This is a genomic window from Gordonia sp. ABSL11-1 (assembly GCF_030315685.1).
GTDB lineage: Bacteria > Actinomycetota > Actinomycetes > Mycobacteriales > Mycobacteriaceae > Gordonia.
In genome coordinates this window covers 105756-122530 of sequence record NZ_JASXSI010000015.1, presented here as the reverse complement: position 1 = coordinate 122530, position 16775 = coordinate 105756, and the positions used below count along the sequence as shown (strand labels likewise).

The following is a 16775-nucleotide window of genomic DNA, read 5'->3' as shown; positions in this document are numbered from 1 at the left end:
TCCGCGGAGGGCGTATCCACGTGGGCGACACCAGGAGAGGCCGGTTTCGGCGTTGGGTAGAGTTCTCCTCACGTTGAACAAGCAGCGACCCGGCACCGCCGTGCGATCGCTTGCCGGGTGAGACACACCTGGCGAGTGGGGGTTCATGCAGTGAGTTCGGAGAGTGCCGACGGTGCCCGGCTGCAACTCCACATCGCTGACCTGATGCACCGGGTCCAGCGCCACGCCGACACCGACATCCCGCTCGCGCTCGACGAGATCGCCGCGGGCGCGGCGCAACTGATTCCTGGTGCTCAGTACGCCGCCATCACCGTGACGGGAGACGACGGCGCCGTCACGACACCGGCCAGCACCCACCGTTATCCCGCGATCCTCGACGACGTCCAGCACGAGGAGCACGTCGGGCCGTCGGCCGATGCGGCGCGCGACCGGGTCATCGTCCGCATCGACGACCTCACGCAGGACGGTCGCTGGCCGCAGTATCGGGCGAATGCGTTGGCACGCACACCCATTCGTTCGGTCCTGGTGTTCCCGCTGATGGCCCGGACGCATGCTCTCGGAGCGCTCGGCGTCTACTCCGACCGTGTCCGGGCGTTCGACGATGACGCGTTCGCGGTGGCCCAGGCCTATGCCACGCACGCGTCGTTGGCGTGGGATGCGGTGCGGCGCAAGGAACAGTTCCAGGCCGCGCTGGCGACCCGCGACATCATCGGGCAGGCCAAGGGCATGATCATGGAACGCTACGGATGCGACTCCGACCACGCGTTCGACCTGTTGAAACGGCTGTCGCAGGAGACCAACACACCACTGCGCGATCTGGCGCGCAAGCTCGTCGAGGCCGATCGGCCGGTGAGTCCCGACGACGAGAGCAGCGGCGACAAGGGGCGCGGCGGCGACAAGGACAAAGCACAGACGACTGCGCCGGCCAACCCGTGACGGGTTGACCGGCGCAGTCGAGCCGTGGTGGTCGTGTCAGCCGGCGACGACTGCCAGCTCGACCGTGGCCCGCACATCGGGGTGCAGGTTCACGACGACCGGGTAGCTGCCGGTGGCCTTGATGTGGCCCTTCGGCAGTTCGACGCTGCGCTTGTCGACGGCGGGTCCGCCGGCCGACTTGATCGCACCGGCGACGTCGGCCGCGGTGACCGAGCCGAACAGCTTGCCAGAGTCGTGGGTCTTGACGTCCAGCGAGATGTCGGACAGCGCCTCGAGGGCCTGCTTCAGCTCGTTGGCGTGCTCGAGGCCACGGACCTCGCGTGCAGCCTGCACGCGACGGATGTCCTCGACCTGCTTCTCGGCTCCACGGGTGGCCTTGATGGCCAGGCCGCGGGGCAGCAGGTAATTGCGGCCGTAACCGTCCTTGACCTCGACGGTGTCGCCTGCCTCGCCGAGGTTCTCCACGGCGGCGGTGAGGATGAGTTTCATGTCAGTCCCCTTCCCGCTCAGCGACCGGTCGAAGTGAAGGGCAGCAGGGCCACCTCACGCGAGTTCTTCACGGCCACAGCGACATCGCGCTGATGCTGGACGCAGTTGCCCGTCACGCGGCGCGAACGGATCTTGCCGCGGTCGGACAGGAAGCGCCGCAGCAGTGCGGTGTCCTTGTAGTCGATGACTGCCTTCTTGTCTTTGCAGAAGCTGCACGCCTTGGTCTTGGTGACCTTCTCGACGCGCGGCTTCCGCGTGCTCTTTGCTTTAGCCATTGGTACTCCAGTGTGTTTCTAGAAAGGTGGTTCGTCGTCGCCCCCGCCGAACGATCCGCTCGCGGGCGCACTGCCCCAGGGATCGTCGGCAACCTGCTGGCCGCCTCCGCCGGAGGAGCCGCGGCTTCCGCCGCCGCCTCCCGAGGAGAATCCGCCACCGCCGCCACCGCGCGAGGCCTTGTTGACCTTCGCGGTCGCGTAGCGCAGGGAGGGGCCGATCTCGTCGACCTCGAGTTCCACCACCGTGCGTCGTTCGCCTTCTTTGGTCTCGAAGGACCGCTGCTTGAGGCGTCCCTGCACGACGACCCGGGTTCCCTTGGACAGACTCTCGGTGACGTTCTCCGCGGCATCGCGCCAGATGTTGCAGCGGAGGAACAGCGCTTCGCCGTCCTTCCACTCGTTCGTCTGACGATCGAAGGTGCGCGGTGTGGAGGCCACCGTGAAGTTGGCCACCGCAGCTCCCGACGGCGTGAACCGGAGTTCCGGATCTGCAGTCAGGTTGCCTACGACGGTGATGACCGTGTCGCCTGCCATGTGTCTCCCCTTGGGTCGTGGTCGGGCACTCGATGATCGACGTGCACCGGACTATCGGTTGTCGTTTCCTTCAACCCTAGAGCCCGGCACCGACTGCTTACGTGTCGATCGAAGAACTGTGGATTACTTCCGCAGGACCTTGGTGCGCAGGACCGACTCGTTGAGCTTCAGCTGACGGTCGAGCTCGCTGACCGTCTTGGGCTCGGCGTCGAGATCGATGACGGCGTAGATGCCCTCGTTGTGCTTGGAGATCTCGTAAGCGAGACGGCGCTTGCCCCAGATGTCCACACCGTCCACCTTGCCGCCGTCATTGCGGACAACATTGAGGAAGGTATCGAGTGAGGGTGCGACGGTGCGCTCGTCCAGATTCGGATCGAGGATGACCATCAATTCGTAGTGACGCATAAGACCACATCACCTCCTATGGGCTAGGTCGGCCACGGACTGTCCGTGGCAGGAGGGTCGCCTGCGTCGGCAACCGCTCCAAGATACATGACGAACCCCTGACCAGCGAAATCGCGTTCGCAGCGTCGACCACCTAACCTGTAGGCCATGTCCGACGCCCCTGTAGCACGGCCGACAGGGTCGTCCCGCCTCGGCGACACGCTCGCCGGGCGCGGCCACACGACGCTGATCCTGCTGGTCTCACTGTTGACGTCGTGTCTGACGATGCTGTGGAGCTACCAGGCCAAGATCAAGTGCGGTGGCCCGCCGTTCCTGGCCGAGGGGCGCAGCTCGCATTGGCCGGTCGGCGACCCGAACGCCGTCGTCCCCTGCTACTCGGACCTCATGTTCCTGTGGGTCGGCCGCGACATCAACAATCACGTCTTCCCTTACATCAACGGGGGCATCTCCCCTGATGGGAAGCTGTTTGGCGGAGTTGTCGAGTACCCCGTGCTCTCGGGCATGTTCATGTGGCTCGGCGCGATCGGCGCCCACACCGACACCGAGTTCTTCCAGCACTCGGTGTGGCTGCTGGTCCCGTTCGGCCTGGCGATCACCGTGATGCTGGCGTTCATGACGCGGTGGTGGGTGCTGCTCTGGTCGGCTACCCCACCCCTGGTCCTCTACGCCTTCCACAACTGGGAGCTGCCCGTCGTCGCGACCGTCGTCGGCGGTGTCGCGGTCATGGCGTGGAGCTCGACGATCAGTCCACGCACCGGTGAGAGACGGTTGTCGGTTCGGACGGCGGCGATCCTCGCGGCGATCCTGTTCGCCGTCGGATTCTGTCTCAAGCTCTACCCCGGCTTCTTCGTCCTGCCCCTGGCCGCCTACGTCCTCACCTACGGTGCCGTGCCGGGCGCCCGCAAGGCACTCGACTGGGCGGGAGCGGTGTGGGTGGCGATCGCCGCGACGGTGACCGTCGTCGCGATCCAACTGCCGTTCATGGTGCTGGGCTTCGAGGGCTGGAAGGCTGCGCTCTCGTTCCAGGGCGAGCGCAAATCCGACGTCGACACCAACTCCATCTGGTACTGGGGGCTGCGCCACTTCACCGGTGGTCAGACCGACACCTACAACTCGCTCGTCGGTCTGCTCTCGCCGGTGCTGATCATGGCGTCGTTCGCACTGGCGGTCCATCTCGGCTGGCGCGCCCATCAGCGCGACGGCATCTACCCCTGGATCGGCGTGTGCGCGTCGATGCTGGCCGGCTTCATGCTGTTCCACAAGGTCCATTCGCCGCAGTACACCTTGTGGATCCTGCCGTTCTTCGTCCTGCTGAAGGTGCGCTGGCCGGTCATCGCGGCGTATCTGGTGGCCGATTTCATCCTCGACACCACCATCTTCCGGCTGTTCGGGATCTACACGTCCGGCTCGCCGATGCAGTGGTGGGTGATCACCGGGGTCAACGTCGGCGTGTGGGTCCACGCCGTAGTGCTCGCCTACCTCCTGTTCGCGTTCGTGTCGGCACCGCTGCGAGAGCCGTTGGCCTCGTTCGGCCGTCAGCCGCGAGCAGGCGGACCCGAGCGTGTCCTGACTCCGTCATGAGCGGATGGTTGGGCACGGGCGTGTTGTCGGCGGAGCGAATCACGTTGCGTCCGTTCACCTCCGACGACGCACCCGAGCTGGCCGACGTCGTCGACGACCCGGAGCGGTTCCGATGGGCGCCGGGTGTGCCGTCGGATCCGGAGTCGAGCCGCACCTGGATCGCGGCGGCGCTGGCCGATCCGTCGAGCCGTGTCGCCTACGCCGTCGTCGACAATGCGCACGGCCGGATCGTCGGCTCGACGAGCTACTACGACATCGATCCGGCGAACCGTGCGGCCGCCATCGGATACACCTTCTACGCGGAGTCCGCGCAGGGCACCGACATCAACCCGACCGCGAAATTCCTGTTGATGCGCCATGCCTTCGAGGAGTGCGGCGCGGTGCGTCTGGTGTGGCACACCCACGAGCGGAACGCGCAGTCGCGGGCGGCGATCGCCAAACTCGGCGCGAACTTCGAGGGCCTGCTGCGCAAGCACCGCCGGTTCGGTGACGGCTGGCGCACCACCGCCCTGTACGCGATGACCGACGACGAGTGGCCCGCCGCGAAAGAGCGCTTGCTGGAACGGATCTCGTAGGTACCGCCTACGGATTCTCCGTGTGATCGGGGTGCCCGTGGGTGCGGCGGGCTTCCTTCATCCGCGCTTCGTGCAGGTGCCGGACGCCGTCGGTCAGGTCGCTGCGGACCTGCTCCTCGGCCTCGCGCAGCGGGCCCCAGTAGGTGTCGTCGAACTCCTCGACGACCTGGAACGTCCATCGCCCGTTGATCACGTTGCGCCCGACCATCTCGTTCTCGACCATGTCGGCCGCGGCGGTCTGCCCGTCGGCGCGCAGGGCGTCGACGGCCTCACCGAGCACCAGGTCACCGTGGCCGATCAGCTGGTGGAAGCTGTAGAGATGTCCGCGGGCCCGCTCGACGTACTCCAACGCCTCGGACAGTTTGCCGACGGCGTCGGCGGTGCTGTCGGGGATGTGCTCGGCTCGATCACCCATGATCTTCTCGGTACCCGCTCGGGAACATCGTCAATCCACCTCGGCGTCCGGCGGGTTCAGAACTCGCCCGCGACGATGACCCGGGTCCGTCCGGTGACGCCGCCCTTCAGGATGGTCCTGATCGACTTCGGCAGGTCGGTGACGGAGACGTCGGTGGTGACATCGGACAGGTGAGCCGGCTTGAGGTCGGCGCCCAGGCGTGCCCACAGGGCGCGACGGCGGTCGATGGGCAGTTGCACCGAGTCGATTCCCGCCAGGGTCACGCCACGCAGGATGAAGGGATGCACCGTCGTCGGGAGGTCGGCACTGCCGGCGAGTCCCGATGCGGCGACGACGCCGCCGTAGTTCAGGGTGCTCAGCGCATACGCGAGGGTCGCGCCGCCGACGCAGTCGACGACGGCGGCCCAGCGTGACTTGCCGAGCGCCCGTACCTTCTCCCCTTCTTCGGGGAGTCGACCGATCACCTCGGATGCGCCGAGTGTCCGCAGCAGGTCGGCCGCGTCGGACTTGCCGGTCGAGGCGATGACCTCGTAGCCGGCCGCCGCCAGGAGGTCGACGCTGACGCTGCCGACCCCGCCGGTCGCGCCCGTCACCAGGACCGGACCGTCGGACGGGGTGATGCCGTGGAAGGCGAGCGCGTCGACGCTCATCGCCGCGGTGAAGCCCGCGGTGCCGATGGCGGCCGCGTCCTTGGCGGTCAGACCGGACAGCTTCACCACCATGTCGGCGGGGAGGCGGGCGGTATCGGCGTAGCCGCCGTGCCGGCCGGTGCCGATGTCGTAGCCGTGGGCGACCACGACGTCGCCGACGGCGAACTCCGACGATGAGCTCGACCGGACGGTGCCGGCCAGGTCGATGCCCGGAATGAGCGGATAGGACCGCGCCACTCCGCCCTTCGGCGTGACCGCGAGAGCGTCCTTGAAATTGACGCCCGAGTACTCGACCGCGATCTCGACGTCACCGTCGGGCAGGAAACTCTCGTCGACGGCCTCGTGAACGAGATCGATGTTGCCTTCGTCGTCCTGATGCGCCACCAGCGCCTGCACGTCACCCATACCTTCGAACCCTACTGAAGTCCGTCGACCGGCGGGCCGGGCTCGGCGTCGATCCGCGACTCCCGGATGGCCATGAGGCGGCGCAGGAACAGGCCTTCGTCGAGCTTCTTGCGCCGCATCCACGCGGTGACCTCGGTGTTGCATTTGCTGGCGTTGCACGAGCGGCACGCCGGAACCACGTTCCGTTCGGTGTAGCGGCCACCGACCGAGAGCGGTTGGACGCAATCACGTTGCAGCACGCCGTCGGTGCGTCCGCAGTAGGCGCAGCCTCCCCAGGCGGCCTTGATGAGTTCCCACTGTGCCGGATTCAGGTCGTTGTCGGCGAGACGCATTCGACGCTGCCGTCGCCGTCCCGCCCGTGCCCTCCGCGAGCCGCCACGTGCCATGCACCGATCGTAGGTGGCGCACCCGTCCCGACAGTGGAGGTGCGCGGTCGCGGCGCCAGCGCGAGTCGGTCCGGTGCGCGGTCGAGAACACCGCCCGCCGGGTCGTCGAGCCGTTCGTTCGGTCGGTCCCGTCGGCTGCGGATCAGGTCGTCCTCGGGACGCCAGATCTGCCACACGACGACCGCGCACAGCGCCAGCACCATGATCGCGCGAACCACGATCGCCACGGTGAACCACTGCTCCGGCAACCACTTTCGATCGGCGTCGAGATACAGCGCCATTCGCGGGATCCACACGAAGGCGTCGGCGAGCATCCAGGCGAACAGCAGGCGTGTGTGCGGGATGGCGAGCACGGCGAGCGGCACCAGCCACAGCGAGTACTGCGGACTCCACACCTTGTTGACGACGAGGAACCCCGCCACCACGAGGAAGGCGAGCTGCGCGAGCCGAGGACGTTGCGGCGCCAGCAACGCGACCGCAACGATCGCCGCCACCACCGCGACCATCAACACCATCGAGAGCGCGTTCAGCACATCGATGTTCCACGTGAACCCCGCGGCATCGCTGATGATCCGGTACAGGCTGTCGCGCTCGGCGGCTCGATCGGAGTTGTAGCGGAAGAACTCCCACCATCCCTGCGGATAGGTGATCAGGATGGGGAGATTGACCGCGATCCAGACCAGCGCCGCGGCGGCCGCCGTCCGGAAGAACTCGCGGAGCTTCCCCGCACGCAGACACAGCACGAACAGCACCGGCAGCAGGAGCACCGGATAGAGCTTCGCCGCGGTGCCGAGTCCGATGAAAACTCCGGTGAGCCAGGGTTTTCGACGCGACCAGCACAGGATGGCGACGGCGACCATCGCCATGGCGATGGCGTCGAAGTTGGTGAAGATGTGCACGATGACCAACGGTGAGAGCGCGGCCATCCAGGTCACCCACACCCGGGTGCGTGCGGTGAGTGCCGTCGCCCAGATGGTCACCAGCCAGAACAGTGCCAGCCCGAGCGCGGCGAGGTTGAAGAACAGCACGACGTCGAGAGCTGCTGGGATACCCCACTTCTCGTGTGCCGAGTCCCATGCGCGGGCCACCCACGCCACCCCGTACATGTACATCCCGGTGATCACCGGGTACTCCATGTAGCGCTTGACCTGTTGCCCGTCGCCGCCCTTCTCGAACCAGTAGGTGCGGTACGGGAAGGCGCCCTCGTTCAGCCGTTCGGCACCGAACAGACCGATGACATCGGAGTAGCAGAGGTCGGTGTACTGCCGCTGGTCGTCCCAGTCGAGCCGTAGCGACGCGCCCGCGGCGGAGTTGCCGTCGGCGGGGGCCTGCTGCAGACAGCCGGCCTTGCCGAACCATCCCAGAGCGAGGAAACACAATGCGAGAAAGAACAACACCCGCAGTGGCGTCCACGTGCGGCTGCGTCCGACCGCGGCATGCCGTCCGACCGGTCCGCCGACGACCGAGGAGGCCTCGCGCACGACGTCGTCGGTGCGCGAGGGCAGCACGCGGTCGGTGTCGACCCGCATGTCTGGGTCGAGAACGCCTGCGGTGTCCCACGATTGCGAGTCCACCGGCCTGTGTCCCGTCGACCCCGCGGGGGTGTCCGGGGAGCCCGGCTCGTCCGAGTGTCCCTCTGCCACGGTCACCGGCGGCTAGTTGAGCGCCGGGGGCTCCGGGACCTCCCCGCCACCGGTGTCGTCGCCGGTGCCGGGATCGGTTCCTCCGCCGGTGTCTCCGCCACCCGTGCCGCCGCCGTCGCCGGTTCCGCCACCGTTGCCGGAGTTGCCACCACCGTTTCCGCCGCCGTTGTTCCCACCGCCGGCGTTGCCGGGCAGGGTGATCGTCACGCCGGGCGCGAGGGTGATGTTGCCGTCGCCGCCCTCACCGGGGATGCGCGGCGTCTGGCCGCCCTGATCGCGCGGGGTGCGCGACCGCGGCGAGTTGTCGTAGGAGGTCGGCGGCGGCTCGTAGGGCACACCTGCCTGACCGCCGACGGCCTGGGGCTCCGGGAACTGCTGGATCGGTTTGCCGTCGAGGGCACCGTTCATCGCGGCCTGCCAGATGTCCGACGGCAGCATGCTGCCGTAGATCGACGAGCCGCTGTAGTTGGTGATCGCGGTGCCGTCGTCGGTGCCGACCCAGACCGCGGTGGACAGCTGCGGCGTGTAGCCGACCATCCAGGCGTCCTTGTTCTGGCCGGTGTCGCCGAGCTGGGCGGTGCCGGTCTTGGCCGCCGACGGGCGCGAACCCAGGTTCGGATCGGACAGCGAGTGCCCGTTCGAATAGGCCGCGATCGGCTGAAGCGCCGAGGTCACGTTGTCGGCGACCTTCGCCGGGAAGACCCGCTCACCGGCGACGTTGCCGCGATCGAACAGGACCTGACCGTCGGAGGTCTCCACCTTCTGCACGAAGTACGGGTCGCGGTGCACGCCGGACGCGGCGAGCGTCGCGTAGGCCGACGCCATGTCGAGAACGCGCGAGGGGTACTGCCCGAGGACGACACCGCCCTCGATGCCACCGTTCTTCTCCTGCAGCGTGTGCTGGATGTCGCCGAAGCTCTCTGCGACACCGGCCTTGTGCGCCGCCTCCGCGACGGCCTTGGCCTGTCCGTCGAGGTCCATCATCAGGCGGTAGTAGACGGTGTTCAGCGACATCTTCATCGCGGTCGCGAGGTTGCACGAGCCGCAACTCTCGCCGTCGGAGTTCTCGACGGTCAGCCCGCCGGGTCCGTCGTAGGGGCTGGAGCTGTAGACCTTCGACAGTGGGATGTCTTGCTCAAGCGCCGCGACGAGCGCGAACACCTTGAACGAGGAGCCGGTCTGCAGGCCGGCCTGGGCATAGTCCCAGCCGTTCGCGTCGTTGCCGCCGAAGTAGCCCTTGATGCCGCCGGTGCGTGGGTCCACCGAGACCACGGAGGTGCGCAGCTTCTTCGGCTCACCTTCGAGCTGACCGTTGGCCGCCTTGACGACCGAGCGCTGCACCTGTGGATCGATCGTGGTGGTGATCTTGAGTCCCTCGGTGCGCACCTGCTGCTCGGAGATGTTCAGCGCTCCGAGTTCGGCGAGCACGCGGCGCTTGATCAATCCATTGGCACCGGGGGTGTCGGCGGACTGGGTGCGGGCGTTGGGCACCTTCGGATACTTCTGGGCCGCGCGGTCACTGGGCTTCATGGCTCCGGTGGCCACCATGCCGTCGAGCACATAGTTCCAGCGCGCCTGCGCCGCATCCGGATTGATCTCCGGGTCGTAATAGGAGGGCGAGCGGATCGCCGCGGCGAGCACCGCCGACTCCGCGGGCGTCAGCTTCTGCACGTCCTTGCGGAAGTAGGCCTGCGACGCCGCCGACACTCCGTAGGCGCCGCGACCGAAGTAGATGGTGTTCAGGTAGGCGGCCATGATGTCGTCCTTGGACCATTCGTTCGACATCTTGGTCGCGAGCGCAAGCTCCTTGAACTTGCGCTCATAGCTGTGCTCGTCACCGACGAGGGCGTTCTTCACATACTGCTGGGTGATCGTCGAACCGCCGCCAGCCTCGCCGCCGTTGCCGGTGACCTGACCGATCGCGGCGCGGGACAGCCCGCGGATGGAGAAGCCCGAGTTGCTGCGGAACTCACGGTCCTCGGCAGCGATGACCGCATCCTGCATCGACTTGGGGATGTCGGTGATCTTGACGTCGGTGCGGTTGCCCTCTTCGGGCACCACCCGCGCCAGGGTCTGGCCGTTGCTCGTCAGGATCGTCGCGACCTGGTTCTGCTTGATGTCCCCGGGGGCCGGGACCGACGCACCGAAGTACGTCAGGATGAACGCGAGGATGCCGATGAGGGCGACCACCGGGACGACACCGCCGACGATCCCGAGGCCCCGGGCCATCCACTTATGCCGCTTACGCGTCGTCTCGTCGGCGGAGGGTGCGGTGCTCCGGCGTCCGGCGCCACCTCCGCTGGGCGATGTACCGCGGTTGCTCATCGACCCACCTTCCGATCCAGGCGCACGACCATGTCAGCGCTACTCACAATCCGTCTCCGTCGTTCAGCTCGTTACCCCGGTCCGTTACCCCGGTCCGTTACCCCGGTCCGTTACCCCACTGTGACCCACGCGGGGGTATCCGGGCAAAGTGTCCGTACTCGGTTCACCGCCCGCGGACGACGGGGAGCGTGTCGTCGTCAGCACCGATGCACACCCCGATCCGCCCGCGGGTCGGGTTACTTGGCGACCCGGCGCGAGCGCGTGGAGCGTGGCGGCAATCCCGCAACGTACGACTGGACGAGATGGTTCCAGCTACACGTGCGGCACACCTCCACCACGTGTACCGAGAACTCTTCCGCTGAGGTGGCCAGCCGGGCGATCTCGTCGTTGGTCCGGGCCGAACCCGATACCTGGCCGAGCTTCTCGCCGAAGACCCACGACACCAGCGTGACCTGCTCTTTTCGGCAGATCGGGCACAGCGTCGCCGAGGGTCGTCCATGGAACTTGGCCGCACGCAACAGATAGGGACTCGCGTCGCAGACATCGGCCACAGCGGTCCGTCCGGAGTGGACGTCGGACAGCCGTGACCTCCTCTGCAGGGCGTAGTCGACGATCTGGCGTTGCACGAGTTCAAGGGTACGTGGTCACTTCCGCGGCTGTCGGTGTGACCGTCATCGCGCCGAGCGCGTGTCGGTCGCGACATCGGGCCCGCTGTAGACGCGAGTTATATCGCTGCGATACATTGGGAATCACATCAGAGCGAGATGTCGGCACGTCGGTGTCGTCGATGTCACCCGTGGGCCGACCGGAAGGAGTGAGCACCGATGTTGGAGCTCGCGATTCTCGGATTGCTCCTGGAGTCCCCGATGCACGGTTACGAACTGCGCAAACGGCTCACCGGCCTGCTCGGTGCGTTCCGGGCGTTCTCCTATGGCTCGCTGTACCCGACATTGCGACGCATGCAGGCCGACGGCATGATCGACGAGGCGACCGCGCCGACGACCGTCAAGGTCCGGCGCGCACGACGCGTCTATCAGCTCACCGACGCCGGGCGCGAACGGTTCAGCGAGCTCGTCGCCGACACCGGTCCGCAGAACTACACCGACGATGGTTTCGGCGTGCACCTCGCGTTCTTCAGCCGGACACCGGCGGTCGCCAGGATGAGGATCCTGGAGGGCCGGCGCCGTCAGGTCGAGGAACGCCGCGAGGGTCTGCGCGAGATCGTCGGCCGCTCCAACAAGGCGGTCGACCGCTACACCCGCCAGCTGCATCAGCTCAGCCTCGAATCCAGCGAGCGCGAGGTGCGCTGGCTCAACGAATTGATCGCGGCGGAGGCGTCGGGCGACACCGACGACCTCCCCGACGACGGTGACATCCGCTCGACGCGCGGGAACGAGTCGGGACGCAGCCTGCTGACCGACACCGTCGACACAGACTTCCGTGTTGCGGGCTCAGAGACGAGCCGTGACGGGGGACCAGAGGAAACCGTACAAGAGAAAACACCGGTGGCGCAGCGATCTGCGACGCCCCGATCAGAAGGAGAACCCGACCATGGGTGAGCCCAATAAGGTGCGCGTGGCCATTGTGGGCGTGGGAAACTGCGCTTCATCCCTGGTTCAGGGCGTGCAGTACTACAAGGATGCCGACGAGAACTCGACGGTGCCGGGCCTGATGCACGTGAAGTTCGGGCCGTACCACGTCCGCGACGTCGAATTCGTCGCCGCCTTCGACGTCGACGCCAAGAAGGTCGGCTTCGACCTCTCCGACGCGATCTTCGCGAGCGAGAACAACACCATCAAGATCGCCGACGTGGCCCCCACCGGTGTCACGGTCCAGCGCGGTCACACGCTCGACGGACTCGGCAAGTACTACCGCGAGACCATCACCGAGGCCGACGGTGAGGGTACCGACGTCGTGCAGGCACTCAAGGACGCCGAGGTCGACGTCCTCGTGTCGTACCTGCCGGTCGGTTCCGACCAGGCCGACAAGTATTACGCGCAGTGCGCTATCGACGCGAACGTCGCTTTCGTCAACGCCCTGCCGGTCTTCATCGCCTCCGACCCCGAGTGGGCGCAGAAGTTCACCGACGCGGGTGTCCCGATCGTCGGCGACGACATCAAGAGCCAGGTCGGCGCGACCATCACCCACCGCGTGATGGCGAAGCTCTTCGAGGACCGCGGCGTCGCGCTCGACCGCACGTATCAGCTCAACGTCGGCGGCAACATGGACTTCAAGAACATGCTCGAGCGTGAGCGTCTGGAGTCCAAGAAGGTCTCCAAGACCCAGGCCGTCACCTCCAACCTGACCGGCTCGCTCGCCGGCAAGGTCGAGGACAAGAACGTCCACATCGGACCGTCGGACCACGTCGAGTGGCTCGACGACCGCAAGTGGGCATACGTCCGCCTCGAGGGTCGCGCCTTCGGCGACGTGCCGCTGAACCTGGAGTACAAGCTCGAGGTCTGGGACTCCCCCAACTCGGCCGGCATCATCATCGACGCCGTGCGCGCGGCCAAGATCGCCAAGGACCGCGGTATCGGCGGACCGATCCTGCCGGCCTCGGCCTACCTGATGAAGAGCCCGCCGAAGCAGCTCGCCGACGATGTCGCGCGCCAGGAGCTGGAGACCTTCATCCACGGCTGATCATCCGACGGGCCATCCGGCCGCCGTCGAACGACCACGATCGTCCCCGTGAGCGGGTCCGAGGGGAATGCCTCTCGGCGAACGCTCACGGGGACGTTTGTGTCGGGGTCCATGCGGCCGGGGTCAATCCGGCGGACCTGAAACATGCACGGCGCCCGGCAGATGCGTCGCAGTTGCCGCTGCCGATCGGTTACGAGGTGTCCGGCGAGATCCTCGCTGTCGGACCGGACACCGAGATCGCCTCAGGCGGGGGCGTGATCGGTGACGCGGTGCTGGCCTTCCGCGTGAAGGGCGGGTATGCGACGGCACTCACCGTTCCCGCGGAGAAGGTGTTCGCCAAGCCGCCGACCGTCGACCATCCGTCGGCGGCGAACCTGCTGCTGGCCGGATGCACGGCTGCCGACATGCTCCGGGCGGCCGCGGTCGAGCCCGGTGAGCCGATCCTGCTGCACGCCGCGTCGGGCGCGGTGGGTGTGGCGGTGCTGCAGCTTGCGCGACTGCGCGGGATCACCGTCATCGGTACGTCGAGTCCTGCGAGCGCGGTACGGGTCCGCGAATTCGGTGGAATCCCCGTCGACTACGGCCCCGGTCTCGCCGACCGCGTGCACGCGGCGGCACCCGACGGGGTCCGGGCGGCGCTCGACGCCGCCGGTACCGACGAGGCCGTCGACACCACGCTCGAACTGGTCGCCGACCGTTCCCGGATCGTCACCGTCGTCGCACCGGGCCGGGCCGCCGACGACGGCTTCGTCGCACTGGGCGGCACGCAGCCGGAGAGCCTCGCGTCCCGCGACTCCGTGCGCCCCGAGCTGATCCCGTGACAGCTCAGCTGATCTCGCCGCTGTGCTGCAGGACGGTCTCCTTGGCCTCCTGAACGTCGGACTCCTCCTCGGCGGCGAGGCGCGGGATGAGGCCTCCCGCCAGCACGTCGGCGACCTGACGCTCCGACAGACGGTGCCGCACATCGAATGTCGTTCCCTTGGTCACGTTCTCGATGGTCAGCCGGTCGGTGGAGCCGAGGCTGTCGCGCAGTCCGGTCACCTTGAGCACGTCATCCTGATCGATGGCGTCGTGATCGGCGGGATCGTCGAACTCGACGGCCAGCACACCGAAGTTGGCGAGGTTCTGCCAGTGGATGCGGGCGAACGACGTGGCGATGACCATTCGAAGTCCGAGATGGCGGGGTGCGATGGCGGCGTGCTCGCGGGAGGAACCCTGCCCGTAGTTCTCTCCGCCGACGATGATGTGCCCGCCGTCGGCGGCAGCGGCGCGCTCCGGATAGGTCTCGTCGATCTGGGTGAAGCTGAACTGCGCCAGTTTCGGGATGTTCGACCGGAACGGCAGAGCCCGTGCGCCGGCCGGTGAGATCTCGTCGGTGGAGATGTTGTCGCCGACGGTCAGCAGCACCGGCGCTTCGATGGCGTCGGGGAGTTCGTCGAGCTCCGGCAGGCTGGAGATGTTGGGACCCTTCACCGGTTCGACCTCGGCAGCGGCCGCCGCATCGATCGGCTCCACCAGCATGGCGGTGTTGATCGCGTGCTCGCGGGGCAGATCGAGGTGCGGATAGCTCATCCCGACGTCGGCCGCCCAGTCGCGGGGATCGGTGATGTGGCCGGTCAGCGCCGACGCTGCGGCGGTTTCCGGCGAACACAGCCACACCGCATCCTCACGGGTTCCCGACCGTCCGGGAAAGTTGCGCGGCATGGTGCGCAACGAGTTCCGGCCGGTCGCGGGTGCCTGTCCCATCCCGATACAGCCCATGCAGCCGGCCTGATGGATCCGGGCGCCGCCGATCACGAGCTGGGTGGTCGAGCCCATCGTGGTGAGGTCGGCGAGGATCTCCCGCGACGTCGGATTCACGTCGAAACTCACCTCCGGCGCGGTCTGTCGACCATCGATCATCGCGGCCGCGATGGCGAAATCACGCAGTCCCGGGTTCGCGCTCGACCCGATCACCACCTGCGAGATCTCCTCGCCCGCGACCTCGCGCACCGGTACGACATCGCCCGGCGACGACGGCCTCGCGATCAACGGCTCGATCGTCGACAGGTCGATGGTGTCGCTGATGTCGTAGTCGGCGCCGTCGTCGGCGACCAGATCGGTCCAGTCGTCCTCGCGGCCCTCGGCACGGAGGAAGTCGCGCACCGCATCGTCGCTCGGGAAGACCGTGGTCGTGGCGCCCAGTTCCGCACCCATGTTGGCGATGACGTGGCGGTCCATCGCCGTCAGTCCGTCGAGACCCGGCCCGTGGTATTCGATGATCCGATTCACCCCACCTTTCACGTCGTGCCGCCGGAGCATCTCCAGGATCACGTCCTTGGCCGAACACCATTCGGGCAGTTCGCCTTCCAGTCGAACCCCCCAGATCTCGGGCATCCGGATGTTCAGGGGATGCCCGGCGATCGCCAGGGCGACCTCGAGCCCGCCGACGCCGATCGCCAGCATGCCGAGAGATCCGGCGGCCGGCGTATGCGAGTCCGACCCGACCATCGTCGAGCCCGGCACACCGAACCGCTGCATGTGCGTCGGGTGCGACACGCCGTTGCCGGGCTTGGAGAACCAGAGGCCGAACCGCATGCACGCCGTACGGAGGTACTCGTGGTCCTCGGCGTTCTTCTCGTCGGTCTGCAGCAGGTTGTGATCGACGTACTGCACGCTGACCTGGGTCCGCGCGCGGTCCAGCCCGAGCGCCTCGAGTTCCTGCATCACCAGGGTGCCGGTGGCGTCCTGGGTGAGGGTCTGATCGATGCGGATCGCGATCTCCTCGCCGGGCGTCATCTCACCCTTCTCGAGATGCGAACCGATGAGTTTCCGGGCGACGTTGTCCGGCATGACGCACTCCTCGCCGCAGAAGCGTCTGCAGCGGCGACGTCTCCCGACAGCTCGGGTCCGAGCAGAGGGCTGTCGTCGAACCGTCGGTGGGGCCCACCTCGGGCCCGGCCTCTACGACGCGATCTGACGTTGCGCTCGGACTTACTCCATGGTCCCAGCCCGACGGCACGCCCGCCACGAGATCGGGGTGATCGGGTGGCGGATCGGTGACGTTGGGGTGCTGGTTGCCGGCGCCGCCGCGGTGGGATATCGACGACTACTCCGGGGACCGATCCTCACGTGGGGCGGGGCGTATACCTACGACTGGATCGAGAATCTGCTCGGTCTGCACATGCACAGCACCGATCGAGTCCGCGACGAGTTCCAACACCAGGCGATCGGTGAGGTCATCGCGCTCGGGCCGAACCGGATGCGGATCGCCGTCGCGGACCCGGCACACGCATTCGCGACGCGTTCGGAGGACGGCACCTGGGTGTGGGCGTTCACGCTCGTCGACATCGGCGACGGCACGACACGGCTCATCAGCCGCAACCGATTCCGACTGCCCCGGCTTCGCGAGAAGATCGGCATGCTGCCGATGGAACCGGGGTCGCTGATCATGGAGCGCAAGATGCTGCAGGGTATCCGGGAACGCGCCGAGACGTTGGCGCGCCGCGAGGAGGTGGGCTCCGCCTGAACCCCGCC

Annotated in this window: 18 protein-coding genes; 7 read left to right on the top strand and 11 right to left on the bottom strand. The window is 67.3% G+C overall.

The window, feature by feature from the left end; genetic code table 11:
- Positions 1–150 precede the first annotated feature (150 nt).
- Positions 151–936, top strand: coding sequence for a GAF and ANTAR domain-containing protein (locus tag QSJ19_RS17365; protein WP_286322160.1), 786 nt, complete (start codon positions 151–153; stop codon positions 934–936).
- A gap of 36 nt (positions 937–972) precedes the next feature.
- Here QSJ19_RS17365 and rplI read toward each other — a convergent pair whose 3' ends face one another.
- The 4 genes from rplI to rpsF all read right to left on the bottom strand — a co-directional run bounded on the left by rplI (position 973) and on the right by rpsF (position 2639).
- The gene (gene rplI, locus QSJ19_RS17360) at positions 973–1425 is read right to left on the bottom strand and encodes a 50S ribosomal protein L9 (RefSeq protein WP_187584458.1); all 453 of its coding nucleotides are present in this window, start codon (positions 1423–1425) and stop codon (positions 973–975) included.
- 17 nt (positions 1426–1442) lie between these two features.
- On the bottom strand, positions 1443–1700 hold the full coding sequence (gene rpsR / locus QSJ19_RS17355) for a 30S ribosomal protein S18 (protein ID WP_124709165.1): 258 nt from the start codon (positions 1698–1700) through the stop codon (positions 1443–1445).
- Positions 1701–1718: 18 nt separating this feature from the next.
- Positions 1719–2234 carry a single-stranded DNA-binding protein gene (locus QSJ19_RS17350; protein ID WP_286322159.1) on the bottom strand — a complete coding sequence of 172 codons (516 nt, stop codon included), beginning with the start codon at positions 2232–2234 and terminating at the stop codon, positions 1719–1721.
- A 123-nt stretch (positions 2235–2357) separates the two neighbouring features.
- On the bottom strand, positions 2358–2639 hold the full coding sequence (gene rpsF / locus QSJ19_RS17345; protein ID WP_286322158.1) for a 30S ribosomal protein S6: 282 nt from the start codon (positions 2637–2639) through the stop codon (positions 2358–2360).
- Between the two features lie 147 nt (positions 2640–2786).
- Between rpsF and QSJ19_RS17340 the strand changes: the two genes are divergently transcribed.
- Positions 2787–4220 carry a glycosyltransferase family protein gene (locus tag QSJ19_RS17340; protein WP_286322157.1) on the top strand — a complete coding sequence of 478 codons (1434 nt, stop codon included), beginning with the start codon at positions 2787–2789 and terminating at the stop codon, positions 4218–4220.
- Positions 4217–4795, top strand: a complete 579-nt coding sequence (locus tag QSJ19_RS17335) for a GNAT family N-acetyltransferase (RefSeq protein WP_286322156.1) — start codon at positions 4217–4219, stop codon at positions 4793–4795. Before QSJ19_RS17340 ends, QSJ19_RS17335 begins: the two co-directional genes overlap by 4 nt.
- A gap of 7 nt (positions 4796–4802) precedes the next feature.
- Here QSJ19_RS17335 and QSJ19_RS17330 read toward each other — a convergent pair whose 3' ends face one another.
- From QSJ19_RS17330 to QSJ19_RS17305, 6 genes are all read right to left on the bottom strand, one after another.
- Positions 4803–5210, bottom strand: coding sequence for a hypothetical protein (locus QSJ19_RS17330; RefSeq protein ID WP_286322155.1), 408 nt, complete (start codon positions 5208–5210; stop codon positions 4803–4805).
- A 56-nt stretch (positions 5211–5266) separates the two neighbouring features.
- Positions 5267–6265 carry an acrylyl-CoA reductase family protein gene (locus QSJ19_RS17325; protein WP_286322154.1) on the bottom strand — a complete coding sequence of 333 codons (999 nt, stop codon included), beginning with the start codon at positions 6263–6265 and terminating at the stop codon, positions 5267–5269.
- An 11-nt stretch (positions 6266–6276) separates the two neighbouring features.
- The gene (locus QSJ19_RS17320) at positions 6277–6651 is read right to left on the bottom strand and encodes an HNH endonuclease (RefSeq protein WP_286322153.1); all 375 of its coding nucleotides are present in this window, start codon (positions 6649–6651) and stop codon (positions 6277–6279) included.
- The gene (locus tag QSJ19_RS17315; RefSeq protein ID WP_286322197.1) at positions 6573–8180 is read right to left on the bottom strand and encodes a glycosyltransferase family 87 protein; all 1608 of its coding nucleotides are present in this window, start codon (positions 8178–8180) and stop codon (positions 6573–6575) included. The genes QSJ19_RS17320 and QSJ19_RS17315 overlap by 79 nt, the downstream gene beginning before the upstream one ends.
- 126 nt (positions 8181–8306) lie before the next feature.
- On the bottom strand, positions 8307–10619 hold the full coding sequence (locus tag QSJ19_RS17310; RefSeq protein WP_502876214.1) for a transglycosylase domain-containing protein: 2313 nt from the start codon (positions 10617–10619) through the stop codon (positions 8307–8309).
- 236 nt (positions 10620–10855) lie between these two features.
- Complete coding sequence (locus QSJ19_RS17305; protein WP_286322152.1) at positions 10856–11245, bottom strand: DUF5318 family protein; 390 nt, start codon at positions 11243–11245, stop codon at positions 10856–10858.
- A gap of 198 nt (positions 11246–11443) precedes the next feature.
- On the opposite strand from QSJ19_RS17305, the gene QSJ19_RS17300 reads away from it, so the two are divergent.
- From QSJ19_RS17300 to QSJ19_RS17290, 3 genes are read left to right on the top strand one after another with little or no spacing between them, the layout of a single operon-like run.
- A complete protein-coding gene (locus QSJ19_RS17300) occupies positions 11444–12178 on the top strand; it encodes a PadR family transcriptional regulator (RefSeq protein ID WP_286322151.1) in 735 nt (244 codons plus the stop codon).
- The gene (locus QSJ19_RS17295) at positions 12171–13259 is read left to right on the top strand and encodes an inositol-3-phosphate synthase (protein WP_286322149.1); all 1089 of its coding nucleotides are present in this window, start codon (positions 12171–12173) and stop codon (positions 13257–13259) included. Before QSJ19_RS17300 ends, QSJ19_RS17295 begins: the two co-directional genes overlap by 8 nt.
- On the top strand, positions 13256–14080 hold the full coding sequence (locus QSJ19_RS17290) for an alcohol dehydrogenase catalytic domain-containing protein (protein WP_286322194.1): 825 nt from the start codon (positions 13256–13258) through the stop codon (positions 14078–14080). The genes QSJ19_RS17295 and QSJ19_RS17290 overlap by 4 nt, the downstream gene beginning before the upstream one ends.
- A gap of 4 nt (positions 14081–14084) precedes the next feature.
- Here QSJ19_RS17290 and QSJ19_RS17285 read toward each other — a convergent pair whose 3' ends face one another.
- Entirely contained in the window at positions 14085–16091 is a 2007-nt protein-coding gene (locus QSJ19_RS17285; protein ID WP_286322147.1) for an aconitate hydratase, read from the bottom strand.
- Positions 16092–16239: 148 nt separating this feature from the next.
- Between QSJ19_RS17285 and QSJ19_RS17280 the strand changes: the two genes are divergently transcribed.
- Positions 16240–16767, top strand: a complete 528-nt coding sequence (locus QSJ19_RS17280) for a hypothetical protein (protein ID WP_286322145.1) — start codon at positions 16240–16242, stop codon at positions 16765–16767.
- The last annotated feature ends 8 nt before the right edge of the window (positions 16768–16775 follow it).

Bases quoted from the DNA above. Each gene is read 5' to 3' on its own strand.
- rpsF (WP_286322158.1), bottom strand. From the start codon at position 2,639: ATGCGTCACTACGAATTGATGGTCATCCTCGATCCGAATCTGGACGAG.
- QSJ19_RS17285 (WP_286322147.1), bottom strand. From the start codon at position 16,091: ATGCCGGACAACGTCGCCCGGAAACTCATCGGTTCGCATCTCGAGAAG.
- QSJ19_RS17350 (WP_286322159.1), bottom strand. From the start codon at position 2,234: ATGGCAGGCGACACGGTCATCACCGTCGTAGGCAACCTGACTGCAGAT.
- rpsR (WP_124709165.1), bottom strand. From the start codon at position 1,700: ATGGCTAAAGCAAAGAGCACGCGGAAGCCGCGCGTCGAGAAGGTCACC.
- QSJ19_RS17330 (WP_286322155.1), bottom strand. From the start codon at position 5,210: ATGGGTGATCGAGCCGAGCACATCCCCGACAGCACCGCCGACGCCGTC.
- QSJ19_RS17315 (WP_286322197.1), bottom strand. From the start codon at position 8,180: ATGCGGGTCGACACCGACCGCGTGCTGCCCTCGCGCACCGACGACGTC.
- QSJ19_RS17310 (WP_502876214.1), bottom strand. From the start codon at position 10,619: ATGAGCAACCGCGGTACATCGCCCAGCGGAGGTGGCGCCGGACGCCGG.
- QSJ19_RS17280 (WP_286322145.1), top strand. From the start codon at position 16,240: ATGGTCCCAGCCCGACGGCACGCCCGCCACGAGATCGGGGTGATCGGG.
- rplI (WP_187584458.1), bottom strand. From the start codon at position 1,425: ATGAAACTCATCCTCACCGCCGCCGTGGAGAACCTCGGCGAGGCAGGC.
- QSJ19_RS17300 (WP_286322151.1), top strand. From the start codon at position 11,444: ATGTTGGAGCTCGCGATTCTCGGATTGCTCCTGGAGTCCCCGATGCAC.
- QSJ19_RS17295 (WP_286322149.1), top strand. From the start codon at position 12,171: ATGGGTGAGCCCAATAAGGTGCGCGTGGCCATTGTGGGCGTGGGAAAC.
- QSJ19_RS17325 (WP_286322154.1), bottom strand. From the start codon at position 6,265: ATGGGTGACGTGCAGGCGCTGGTGGCGCATCAGGACGACGAAGGCAAC.
- QSJ19_RS17335 (WP_286322156.1), top strand. From the start codon at position 4,217: ATGAGCGGATGGTTGGGCACGGGCGTGTTGTCGGCGGAGCGAATCACG.
- QSJ19_RS17340 (WP_286322157.1), top strand. From the start codon at position 2,787: ATGTCCGACGCCCCTGTAGCACGGCCGACAGGGTCGTCCCGCCTCGGC.
- QSJ19_RS17320 (WP_286322153.1), bottom strand. From the start codon at position 6,651: ATGGCACGTGGCGGCTCGCGGAGGGCACGGGCGGGACGGCGACGGCAG.